Genomic DNA, 11,481 nt, shown 5'->3' with positions numbered 1-11,481 from the left:
GAATGATTGTTAATATATTATTGGATATATATTTCTCATAAAAATAAATGAATCAAACTTTGCTTAAAATGTTAATCTTAGTACAATTTATAGTATACGGACTAGCACTAAGGAGGTAATGAGATGCGGCAATTTGCAAAACCTACAATCGTCGTAAGTAAATGTTTAGAATTTGATGCTTGTCGATATAATGGAGAGATGATTCCAGATGTAACAATACGAAATTTGCAGCCATTTGTTACATTTATACCTGTTTGTCCAGAAGTGGAGATTGGATTGGGAACTCCTCGTGAAACGATACGAATTGTAGAAGAAAATGGTGAGAACAGACTTGTGCAACCGTCGACACGAGAAGATGTAACTGAAAAAATGGAGCAGTTTTCAAATGACTTTTTACAAACGATATCGGATGTGGATGGTTTTATTTTAAAGAATCGTTCACCAAGTTGTGGTACGCGTGATGTGAAAATTTATTCTGGTTTTGAAAAAGCGCCAGCAAAGGGAAAAGGATCGGGCTTATTTGGCGGAGCAGTAGTAAAAAAATTTTCGCATCTTCCTATTGAAGAGGAAGGCAGATTGTCGAATTTTATTATTAGAGAGCATTTCTTTACAAGACTATTTACAATCGCATATTACAAAATGATTAAACATAATAAAAATATGAAAGACCTTGTATCGTTTCAGTCGGACAATAAATATTTATTTATGGCATATAATCAAGTGAAACAAAAGGAATTAGGGCGTATAATTGCAAATCACAAAAATGAAAAGATTGAAGTTGTATTTGAAAACTATGAGAAGACTTTATATGAATTATTTATGCGCACCCCCCGCTATACATCGAATGTAAATGTATGCGAGCACATTTTTGGATACTTTAAAACAAAGCTAAAAAAACAAGAAAAAGATCATTTTATAGAACTGTTACAAAAGTATGCAGAAAAGAAAATACCACTTAGTAGTTTACTTACAATTTTAAAATCATGGGCCATTCGATTTGATGAAAAGTATTTATTAAGACAAACGTATTTCGAACCATACCCTGAAGCATTAGTAGAAATTTCTGATTCGGGAAAAGGTAGAGATTATTAAACAATAAATTACATAATTCGACACAAAATATCCTATGTTGTTGTAGAACAATGTAGGAATTTTTTTGTGCATTAGTACAGAATCTGTTTTAAAATTAAGTTATGACAGAATTATAGCAATTGTCTAACTAATATTCTTGTCTTTTAAGTTGTTATGTTTGTAGTAGAAACTCGCACGCTGTCGAAACTCAATATTCGATAAGGGGTGTGTAGCGGAATGGAATTTACTCTAACTCGCGAAAAACAAATGATTAAAGAAATGGTACGTGACTTTGCTGAAAAGGAAATCGCACCGAAAGCTGTATATTATGACAAAACTGCAGAGTTTCCATATGAAACATTTCAAAAAATGGGCGAACTAGGATTATTAGGCATCCCATTCCCAGAAGAGTATGGAGGTTCAGGTGGCGATACTGTATCGTATGCGTTAGCAGTTGAAGAAATTGGTCGCGCTTGTGGTGGCACTGGTTTAAGCTATGCTGCAACAATTTCATTAGGTGCTTCTCCAATTTATTATTTCGGTACAGAAGAACAAAAACAAAAGTATTTAGTTCCAATGGCGTCAGGTAAAACATTAGGTGCCTTCGGATTAACGGAGCCGAATGCTGGATCAGATGCAGGTGGTACTCAAACGAAAGCGGTACTAGATGGCGATGAGTATGTAATCAGTGGTGAGAAGTGTTGGATTACAAACGCAGAGTATGCAAATACCATTATTGTAACCGCTGTCAACGGTGTTGAAGAGAATGGTAGAAAACGCATTTCAGCATTTATCGTACCTACTACTAGTGAAGGATTAACGATTTCTAGTCCTTACGATAAAATGGGCGTTCGCGCTTCTAATACTTGTGAAATCGTACTTGATGGTGTTCGTGTACCGAAAGAAAATATTCTTGGTGATGTAAATAAAGGTTTTAAACAATTTTTATATACACTTGATGGAGGACGTATTTCAATCGCAGCATTGGCAGTTGGTATTGCGCAATCAGCCTTTGAACGTGCATTGCAATATGCGAAAGAACGTCAACAATTTGGAAAGTCAATCTCTAATTTCCAAGCGATTCAATTTAAATTAGCTGATATGGCGACTGAAGTAGAGCTAGCACGCAATTTAGTACATAAAGCAGCTTGGTTAAAAGATAACGATAAACCTTTCGGTAAAGAAGCGGCAATGGCAAAACTATTTGCATCGGAAGCGGCAAGCCGTATTGCGAATCAAGCAGTACAGATTCATGGTGGATATGGCTATATGCGTGAATATGAAGTTGAACGACATATTCGTGATGCGAAACTATTAGAAATTGGTGAAGGAACTTCTGAAATTCAACGTCTCGTAATTGCTAGACATTTAGGATGTAGATAAAAGGGAGGAATCACTATGTTTCAAAAAATATTAATTGCGAATCGCGGGGAAATCGCTGTTCGTATTATGAAAACTTGTCAAAAACTTGGCATTCGCACTGTTGCTATTTATTCTGAAGCAGATGAAAATGCCCTTCATGTGAAAATGGCAAATGAAGCTTACTTAGTAGGTGGACCGCGTGTTCAAGAAAGTTATTTAAACCTTGAAAAAATTATTGAAATAGCTAAGAAGACAAATGCAGAAGCGATTCATCCGGGTTATGGTTTATTATCAGAGAATCCGTCTTTTCCGGTTCGCTGCAAAGAAGAAGGAATCGTATTTATCGGTCCTTCAGAAGAAATCATTACGAAGATGGGAAGTAAAATCGAATCACGTATCGCAATGCAAGCAGCAGATGTCCCAGTAGTCCCAGGTATTACTACAAATATTGAAACTGCTGAAGAAGCAATTGAAATTGCAAAACAAATTGGTTATCCATTAATGCTTAAGGCATCCGCAGGCGGCGGAGGCATTGGTATGCAGTTGATGGAAACTGAGCAAACGCTCACCAAAGCGTTCGAAAGTAATAAAACAAGAGCGCAAAACTTCTTTGGTAACGGAGAAATGTATTTAGAGCGATATATAGCAGACGCGCATCATATTGAAATTCAGCTTTTAGCAGATACACATGGTAACACAGTGTATTTATGGGAGCGTGAATGTTCGGTACAGCGCCGAAATCAAAAAGTAATCGAAGAAGCACCTTCACCATTTTTAGATGAAGGTACACGAAAGGCGATGGGAGAAGTTGCTGTACAAGCTGCCAAAGCACTTGGTTATACAAATGCAGGTACAGTTGAGTTTCTTGTAGATGATCAGAAGAACTTCTATTTCTTAGAGATGAATACGCGATTACAAGTAGAGCATCCAGTGACAGAAGAAATTACGGGATTAGACCTTATAGAACAGCAACTCCTTATCGCAAGTGGAGAGAAACTATCATTTACTCAGGATGATGTAAAACGTAGTGGTCATGCCATTGAAGCTCGTATTTATGCAGAGGATCCGAAAACATTCTTCCCATCACCTGGGAAAATTACAGATTTAACACTACCGTCAAATGTACGGATTGATCACTTCTTAGAAAATCATGTAACGATTACACCTTTCTATGATCCAATGATTGCGAAAGTCATTGCACATGGCGAGACTCGTGAAGAAGCAATTTCAAAATTACATGATGCTCTAGAGGAATTAAAAGTAGAAGGTATTAAAACGAACACACCAATGCTACTGCAAGTTTTGGAAGACGAAGTGTTCAAAGAGGGTATTTATACAACAGGCTTTGTAACGAAACAACTCGTTAAAAAATAAGATTTAACAATATTAAGGGGGAAAAAATGATGACGAAAGTATACGCATCGATGGCAGGAAACGTTTGGAAGATTGTTGTAGGAGTAGGAGATACAGTAGAGGAAGAGCAGGATGTCGTCATTTTGGAATCTATGAAAATGGAAATTCCAATCATTTCAGAAGAAGCTGGCACAGTTATGAAAATTAATGTGCAAGAAGGCGATTTTGTAAATGAAGGAGATGTATTATTAGAAATTGAATAGGGAGATATAGGGGGAAGCGAATTGAAACTACCTAATTTTGCTGTCATTAAAGAAGTCGGGCCACGTGATGGCTTACAAAATGAAAAAAAGATTGTTGGCACAAAAGATAAAGTAAAATGGATTCAACTACTTACAGAAGCGGGATTGTCGTATGTTGAAGTTTCCTCATTCGTTCACCCAAAATGGGTCCCTGCATTAGCGGATGCAAATGATGTATTTTCTGAGCTGAAAAGGGATCCCAATGTTACATATGCTGCGCTTGTTCCGAATCAAAATGGTTTGGAACGAGCTTTTTTGCAAAATGTAGATGAGGTGAATGTTTTTTTATCAGCAAGTGAATCTCATAATAAAAGTAATATTAATAAATCGATCAAAGAAGCATTAGTCGTAATTGAAGATATAACAAAACAGGCATTATTCGAAGGGAAAAAGGTAAGAGGCTATGTTTCTACTGTATTTGGATGTCCTTATGAAGGGAATATAAGTCTCGCAGCAGTTGACGAATTATGTAATCAACTATTTTCATACGGTATTTATGAAGTTTCTCTAGGGGATACAATCGGTGTAGCGAATCCATTACAAGTAGAACAAGTATTAGAACACCTATTAAAGAAGTATGATGCTTCGCAGTTTGCAATGCATTTTCATAATACGTATGGAATGGCTCTAGCGAATGTAGTTAAATCATTAGAATACGGTATTACAACGTTTGATAGTTCTTGTGGTGGACTCGGGGGCTGCCCTTATGCACCAGGAGCATCAGGTAATGTTGCTACTGATGACCTAGTACATATGCTCCATAAATTAGGAGTCCAAACGAATATAGACGAAGAAAAGTTATTGAGAGCTAGTCAATTTATTCAAAGTAAGTTAAATATCCAATTACCGAGTCATGTGTATAGAGCGCTTCAACATAAAACGATAAGTAGGTGAGAAGATGCTACAATTACAAAACATTTCAGTTGATTATGTAACACCTCACGTTGTAAAGATTTCGTTATATCGTGAAAGACAAGCAAACTCATTATCTTTAGCGTTATTAGAAGAGTTACAAAACATATTAACTCAAATAAGTGAAGAGTCCAATACGCGTGTAGTTATTCTAACAGGTGCTGGTGAAAAAGCGTTTTGTGCTGGTGCAGATTTAAAAGAGCGTGCCGATATGAATGAAGAACAAGTTCGCCATGCTGTTAGTATGATTCGCACTACTATGGAGATGGTTGAACAATTACCACAGCCAGTTATTGCTGCTATAAATGGAATCGCACTTGGTGGTGGTACGGAATTAAGTTTAGCTTGTGATTTTAGAATTGCTGCTGAATCTGCAAGTCTTGGTCTTACTGAAACGACACTTGCAATTATACCAGGAGCGGGTGGTACACAGCGCTTACCGAGATTAATTGGTGTTGGTAGAGCGAAAGAATTAATTTATACAGGTAGACGTATTTCAGCGCAAGAAGCAAAAGAATATGGTTTAGTAGAATTTGTTGTACCAGCTAATTTACTTGAAGAGAAAGCGATTGAAATAGCAGAGAAAATTGCTAGTAATGGACCTATTGCTGTTCGATTAGCAAAAGAGGCAATTTCAAATGGTATTCAAGGTGATTTACATACCGGATTACAAATGGAAAAACAAGCGTATGAAGGTGTAATCCATACGAAAGATCGAATAGAAGGATTACAGGCATTCAAAGAAAAACGCAAACCGATGTATAAGGGGGAGTAAATATGTTAGACCAAAAACAACAATCTAATTCATTTGAAGAACGAGTTGAAACAATTAAACAAGGCGGGGCACCGAAATATCATGAGCAAAATAAAGCAAAAGGAAAATTATTCGTTCGAGACCGTTTAGCGCTTCTATTTGATAATGGCGAATATGTAGAAGATGCATTATTTGCTAACTGTGAACAAACAGGCTTACCTGCGGATGGCGTTGTAACGGCAACGGGTAAAATACATGGTCGTACTGCGTGTGTAATGGCCAATGATTCTACTGTAAAAGCTGGATCATGGGGATCACGCACAGTTGAAAAGATTTTACGTATTCAAGAAACAGCTGAAAAACTACGTGTTCCGTTATTTTATTTAGTTGACTCTGCTGGAGCGCGTATTACAGATCAAGTAGAAATGTTCCCAGGGCGCCGCGGTGCAGGAAGAATCTTCTATAATCAAGTGAAGTTATCAGGTAAAGTTCCTCAAGTATGCTTGTTATTTGGACCTTCTGCAGCTGGTGGTGCGTATATTCCAGCCTTTTGTGACGTTGTAATGATGGTAGAGGGAAATGCATCTATGTATTTAGGATCTCCTCGTATGGCTGAGATGGTTATCGGTGAGAAGGTAACTTTAGAAGAGATGGGCGGAGCTCGTATGCATTGCTCTGTATCAGGATGCGGAGATGTTTTATGTAAGACAGAAGAAGATGCGATTACACAAGCAAGACAATACATTTCATATTTTCCAAACAACTATTTAGAAAAGACTCCATTGGTTACACCTCAAGAACCGAAACAATTCGATAAAACGTTAGAACAAATCATTCCAGAAAATCAAAATGCTCCTTTCAATATGAAAGATCTCATTAATAGAGTTATTGATGAGGGTTCATTCTATGAAGTAAAAAAATTATTTGCTCAAGAGCTAATTACAGGCTTAGCACGTATTGATGGTAAGCCAGTTGGTATTATTGCAAATCAGCCGCGTATGAAGGGTGGCGTATTATTCCACGATTCAGCTGATAAAGCTGCTAAGTTTATTAATTTATGCGATGCATATCATATTCCATTATTATTCCTTGCGGATGTACCAGGATTTATGATCGGTACAAAAGTAGAGCGTGCCGGTATTATTCGCCACGGTGCAAAAATGATTTCTGCAATGAGTGAAGCAACTGTACCGAAGATTTCTATCGTTGTTCGTAAAGCATATGGTGCTGGTTTATATGCGATGGCAGGTCCGGCATTTGAACCAGATTGCTGCCTGGCATTACCGACAGCCTCTATTGCGGTAATGGGTCCAGAAGCTGCGGTTAATGCTGTATATGCAAATAAAATTGCAGCTTTACCAGAAGAAGAGCGTGCTAGCTTCATTGCTGAAAAACGTGAAGAGTATAAGAAAGATATTGATATTTATCATTTAGCATCAGAGATGGTGATTGATGGTATTGTTCATCCAAACAATTTACGTGAAGAGTTAAAAGGACGTTTCGAAATGTATATGAGTAAATATCAAGTATTCACGGATCGTAAACATCCTGTATATCCAGTTTAAAAGCCCTATTTAGGGCTTTCTTGCTCAAAAAGTTAAGGAGGGGAAAACATTGAAACAAGCAGTTTGGTTTCCAACAGAAGAGTACAAGGAAAAAACACGTTTATATGGTTGGATGAAATCATTGGGATATGAAGATTATGAAACTTTTTATAATAAATCTATTGAGGAAACAGCTTGGTTTTGGGGAGAGGCAGAAAAAGCAGTTGGCTATCAATGGATGAAACCTTATACAGAAGTATTAGATTTAGAAAATGGTACACCGTTTGCACAGTGGTATAATGGCGGAACATGTAACGTTGTAGAATCAGCTTTATCCCGCTGGCTTGCGGATGAAGAGACGAGAATACAGCCAGCACTTCAGTATGAAGGGGAAAATGGAACTTCAAAATCATTTACATATGAAGAGCTTGATAACTGGGTAAGCCGTGTTGCCAATGGTTTGAAACACGCGGGTATTGAAAAAGGTGACCGTGTAACAATTTATATGCCAATGATTCCAGAAACAGTTGTTGCGATGCTAGCTGTAATGAAAATTGGAGCAATTATTTCACCAATATTCTCAGGCTTTGCGTCTGATGCAGTTATGACACGTGTGCAAGCGGCAGGTTCAAAAATGATTATTACCGCAGATGGATTTTCACGCCGAGGTAAAATTGTTTCTTTAAAAGATGAAGTAGATAAAGCTTGTGAACATTGCCCAACTGTTGAAAAAGTGGTAATCGTTCGTCATGCAGGAAATGATTTTACACCACATAACTATGACTTTTCGTGGAGTACGCTAGAAAAAGAAAAACCATTCATACATGCCGAAGAAATGCAAAGCGATGATCCATTAATGCTCATTTATACATCAGGAACGACTGGTAAGCCGAAAGGAACAGTACACACGCATGCAGGATTTCCTTTGAAAGCAGCCTTTGATGCAGGATTTGGAATGAATATTAAACAAGGTGATCGTGTATTATGGGTAACTGATATGGGCTGGATGATGGGGCCATTTCTATTATTCGGTTCACTCATTAATGGAGCAACGATGGTTATGTACGAAGGTGTTCCAGACTTCCCAGAAGCAGACCGGTTATGGGAGACAGTTGATAAATATGAAATTACTCATCTAGGTATTTCGCCAACGTTAATCCGAGCATTAATGGCAAAAGGTGATGAGTATGTCAATAAACACTCTTTAAAGAGTTTGGAAGTATTCGCATCAACAGGAGAACCTTGGAATCCTGATCCATGGATGTGGCTGTTTGAAACAGTTGGAAAAGGAAATGTTCCAATCTGTAACTACTCAGGTGGAACTGAAATCTCTGGTGGGATTTTCGGTAATGTTCTTATTAAGCCAATCGCACCGATTAGTTTTAACGCATCTTTACCAGGAATGGCAGCTGTCGTACTGGATGATCAAGGTAAACCAATTCGAGATGAAGTCGGAGAATTATGCTTAGAGAAACCTTGGGTAGGTATGACGAAAAGCTTCTGGGAAGATGATGAACGTTACGTGAACACATATTGGTCACGTTTTGAAAATAAATGGGTCCACGGTGACTGGGTCATTTACGATGGTGAACAATATATCATCACAGGGCGTTCAGACGATACGTTAAATATTGCAGGTAAACGTATTGGACCTGCTGAATATGAATCTATTCTTGTGAAACATAACGATGTAATTGAAGCTGCTGCAATTGGTGTACCTGACGAAGTAAAAGGTGAAGTTTGTCATTGTTTTGTAGTATTAAGAGATCATGTAACATTCACAGGAGAATTAAAGAAAGAATTAATGAGTTTAGTAAACTCTCATATTGGAAAAGCGTTGTGTCCTAAAGACATCCACGTTGTAGAAGATTTACCGAAAACACGTAACTCTAAAGTAATGCGCCGTGTTATTAAAGCAGCTTACTTAGGAAAAGAGTTAGGTGATTTATCATCGCTTGTAAATCCTGAAGTAGTTCCGTTTATTCAGGGGTTACAGTCTAGTAAATTATAAAGTTAGAAAGGATCTCTATATAAATAGAGATCCTTTTTTATGTTTATAAAAAGAAAAGAAGTGAATTTGATGAAGAAGAAAAATTCTACTATTAGTGTTAAGTATGTCTGTTTTATAGTTTTTATTAAAATACGATACTGTGGCATGTTTATTCATTGGAGTAATTAAATTTTGTTAAGGATGAAATTCAATAAAAGCGTTATTTTAATAGGCTGTTACGAAATTTAATTTGAAAGGCACATCCAAATGATAAAAAAAGAGCACTATAAAATCAGTGCTCTTTTTATTAGAAATTGCTTAGTTCTTAAAAATAAAATCATTACGGACAATTCACAATGGTAATAATGACGCTAGCCATTGTTCCAGGAGAATCAAGAAGAGAAGCAGTAACGGTTACTGTTCCAGGCCCATTAGCGGCTAGAAATACAGCGGTAAAGTTACCTGAGGCATTGGTAATGACAGCAAGAGGAACCATGAAAGCAAGAGATGGGTTACTAAACGAAAAACTGACCACTACCCCTGGAGTAGGAATACCGTTTACTAATACTTGACCCGAAAAAAATAAAGTATTATTTCCTTGAGTGGATACACATGCTGTGGTTTCGTTAGAAGTCAAGGTAATAGATGCAGGTCCAGCAGGAAGATTAAATCCAGTTGGTCCAGTTGATCCAGTTGATCCGGTTGGTCCGGTTGATCCGGTTGGCCCAGTCGGTCCAGTTGATCCGGTTAATCCAGTAGCTCCTGTAGAACCGGTGGGACCGGTAGGGAATTGAAAAGGTTGAACAGTTGGAAGTGTAGGTCCAATAGAACCGGGATTAAGTGCAGCAAAAGATAAAAACTCGTCCATTATTTATCACCTCTAAAAATCGTATTACTAATAGTAAATGTAATGATAGAGCAAAGTGAAACGGACAAGCGGTTTTATTTTAACAAATTAAACAAAGTAGTTATATGATAGAAAGAGAGATTAGTATGATTCCTTTAGAAATTAAATATAAAAAGGCGATTATCTTCAAATCGCCTTTTAGGTAATGCCGTGTAATTTTATTCAGTTATTTGAAATATAGTTTCATTCGGTTTGGAAAATCCATACAGTTTCCTTGCGAATTTTAAAATTTCTTCTTCACTACTTGTTAAAGCCTTGACATCCTTGTTAAGGGAATGACCATCCTTCTTTACAGAAGATAATTTTTGTTGTTCCGTATTAAGTGTGATTTGTTTTTCTTTAATCATTTCTTGTTGGTTATTCAGAGAATATTGAAGGACAAAAATTATAGGTAATATAAAAGCCAAAGTAGTTATAATACGGCGTCTTGTTTTTTTTATGCTACCTTGTTGGGTATTAGGATTCACTTGCTGTGAGGGTATATTAGGATTTGATTGGTGTGATGATACTTTTGGGATGTTTCCCATTAAAATGCCTCCATTACTGATTGTCGAATTTAAACCGTTTAATAGTATTATAAATGTTCAATAAGGATTTTAGAAGATATTTTAATATAGGTGAGTTTTGTAAAGTTTAAACAAAATCTTTATTTAAATAAAAGAAACCCCGCTTGTCTCTGGGGTTTCTGAAGGCAATGAAAGTACTCGACTAATTAAAGATTCCATGAATTTTTTGCTGAAAATACTGGTGAATTCGTCTGAAGTAATGAGGGCATCTAAAGCTTTATACGTACGTGAAGTAATTAAAAATCGATTTATAAGAGTTAGCTTGTTTTTTCTTAATAGCCCACCTAATCAGTAAATACATATGTCTGTTGAAATCTTTACGTGTTCATTGATAAAAAGCTGATTATATTCAGTCAGCTTTTTGTATAATACATTCTAGTATTTATCGGTTCCAAAAGACATATTCTTTCCTTTAAGTTGGCATCGAAAATATTACCAATTTTTCCTTTTACAATGGCAACAAATAAAGAAACATTTACAACGACACTTATTTCGTTTAGAACTCCAATCATCATCACGATGACACTTTTCTTTAGATTTCCACCAATCATCATTACAATGTTTTTCCTGAGAACTCCAATCGTCATCACAATGACACTTTTCTTTAGATTTCCACCAATCATCATTACAATGCTTTTTCTGAGAACTCCAATTATCATCACAATGATGTTTTTCTTTAGATTTCCACCAATCATCACAACAATGCTTTTTCTGAGAACT

11 protein-coding genes and 1 pseudogene are annotated in these 11,481 nt (G+C 36.7%); 9 read left to right on the top strand and 3 right to left on the bottom strand.

Annotated elements, in window-relative coordinates; all coding sequences use genetic code 11:
* Window positions 1-123 precede the first annotated feature (123 nt).
* The 9 genes from ABWK52_RS16310 (at window position 124) to ABWK52_RS16270 (ending at window position 9,860) form a co-directional block, all read left to right on the top strand.
* Window positions 124-1,092: a YbgA family protein gene (locus ABWK52_RS16310; RefSeq protein ID WP_001248645.1), complete on the top strand. Its 969-nt coding sequence runs from the start codon at window positions 124-126 to the stop codon at window positions 1,090-1,092.
* Between the two features lie 216 nt (window positions 1,093-1,308).
* Complete coding sequence (locus ABWK52_RS16305; protein WP_000397282.1) at window positions 1,309-2,454, top strand: acyl-CoA dehydrogenase; 1,146 nt, start codon at window positions 1,309-1,311, stop codon at window positions 2,452-2,454.
* 15 nt (window positions 2,455-2,469) lie between these two features.
* The gene (locus tag ABWK52_RS16300) at window positions 2,470-3,807 is read left to right on the top strand and encodes an acetyl-CoA carboxylase biotin carboxylase subunit (protein ID WP_353772001.1); all 1,338 of its coding nucleotides are present in this window, start codon (window positions 2,470-2,472) and stop codon (window positions 3,805-3,807) included.
* A 26-nt stretch (window positions 3,808-3,833) separates the two neighbouring features.
* A complete protein-coding gene (locus tag ABWK52_RS16295; RefSeq protein WP_001987345.1) occupies window positions 3,834-4,049 on the top strand; it encodes an acetyl-CoA carboxylase biotin carboxyl carrier protein subunit in 216 nt (71 codons plus the stop codon).
* 21 nt (window positions 4,050-4,070) lie between these two features.
* Complete coding sequence (gene mvaB / locus ABWK52_RS16290; RefSeq protein ID WP_000775437.1) at window positions 4,071-4,982, top strand: hydroxymethylglutaryl-CoA lyase; 912 nt, start codon at window positions 4,071-4,073, stop codon at window positions 4,980-4,982.
* A gap of 4 nt (window positions 4,983-4,986) precedes the next feature.
* A complete protein-coding gene (locus ABWK52_RS16285; protein ID WP_353772000.1) occupies window positions 4,987-5,775 on the top strand; it encodes an enoyl-CoA hydratase in 789 nt (262 codons plus the stop codon).
* Window positions 5,776-5,777: 2 nt separating this feature from the next.
* Complete coding sequence (locus tag ABWK52_RS16280; protein ID WP_000886744.1) at window positions 5,778-7,319, top strand: acyl-CoA carboxylase subunit beta; 1,542 nt, start codon at window positions 5,778-5,780, stop codon at window positions 7,317-7,319.
* Between the two features lie 49 nt (window positions 7,320-7,368).
* On the top strand, window positions 7,369-9,309 hold the full coding sequence (locus ABWK52_RS16275) for an AMP-binding protein (protein WP_000806481.1): 1,941 nt from the start codon (window positions 7,369-7,371) through the stop codon (window positions 9,307-9,309).
* A 335-nt stretch (window positions 9,310-9,644) separates the two neighbouring features.
* A complete protein-coding gene (locus ABWK52_RS16270) occupies window positions 9,645-9,860 on the top strand; it encodes a hypothetical protein (RefSeq protein ID WP_000236249.1) in 216 nt (71 codons plus the stop codon).
* Between the two features lie 239 nt (window positions 9,861-10,099).
* On the opposite strand, the pseudogene ABWK52_RS16265 reads toward ABWK52_RS16270, so the two are convergent.
* The 3 genes and pseudogenes from ABWK52_RS16265 to ABWK52_RS16255 all read right to left on the bottom strand — a co-directional run.
* Window positions 10,100-10,156, bottom strand: a pseudogene (locus ABWK52_RS16265) (exosporium leader peptide-containing protein); the annotation flags it as partial.
* A gap of 197 nt (window positions 10,157-10,353) precedes the next feature.
* Window positions 10,354-10,722, bottom strand: a complete 369-nt coding sequence (locus ABWK52_RS16260) for an FtsB family cell division protein (protein ID WP_000526886.1) — start codon at window positions 10,720-10,722, stop codon at window positions 10,354-10,356.
* 392 nt (window positions 10,723-11,114) lie between these two features.
* Window positions 11,115-11,481, bottom strand: a 367-nt coding sequence (locus tag ABWK52_RS16255; protein WP_353771999.1) for a hypothetical protein, incomplete at its 5' end; no start/stop codon positions are given.

The organism is Bacillus sp. AP50, assembly GCF_040492675.1.
Lineage (GTDB): Bacteria > Bacillota > Bacilli > Bacillales > Bacillaceae_G > Bacillus_A > Bacillus_A cereus.
Note: the sequence above shows the minus strand (reverse complement) of the source record. Positions and strands in the feature narration are given on the sequence as shown.

Bases quoted from the DNA above. Each gene is read 5' to 3' on its own strand.
- ABWK52_RS16310 (WP_001248645.1), top strand. From the start codon at position 124: ATGCGGCAATTTGCAAAACCTACAATCGTCGTAAGTAAATGTTTAGAA.
- ABWK52_RS16305 (WP_000397282.1), top strand. From the start codon at position 1,309: ATGGAATTTACTCTAACTCGCGAAAAACAAATGATTAAAGAAATGGTA.
- ABWK52_RS16300 (WP_353772001.1), top strand. From the start codon at position 2,470: ATGTTTCAAAAAATATTAATTGCGAATCGCGGGGAAATCGCTGTTCGT.
- ABWK52_RS16295 (WP_001987345.1), top strand. From the start codon at position 3,834: ATGATGACGAAAGTATACGCATCGATGGCAGGAAACGTTTGGAAGATT.
- ABWK52_RS16285 (WP_353772000.1), top strand. From the start codon at position 4,987: ATGCTACAATTACAAAACATTTCAGTTGATTATGTAACACCTCACGTT.
- ABWK52_RS16280 (WP_000886744.1), top strand. From the start codon at position 5,778: ATGTTAGACCAAAAACAACAATCTAATTCATTTGAAGAACGAGTTGAA.
- ABWK52_RS16270 (WP_000236249.1), top strand. From the start codon at position 9,645: ATGGTAATAATGACGCTAGCCATTGTTCCAGGAGAATCAAGAAGAGAA.
- ABWK52_RS16260 (WP_000526886.1), bottom strand. From the start codon at position 10,722: ATGGGAAACATCCCAAAAGTATCATCACACCAATCAAATCCTAATATA.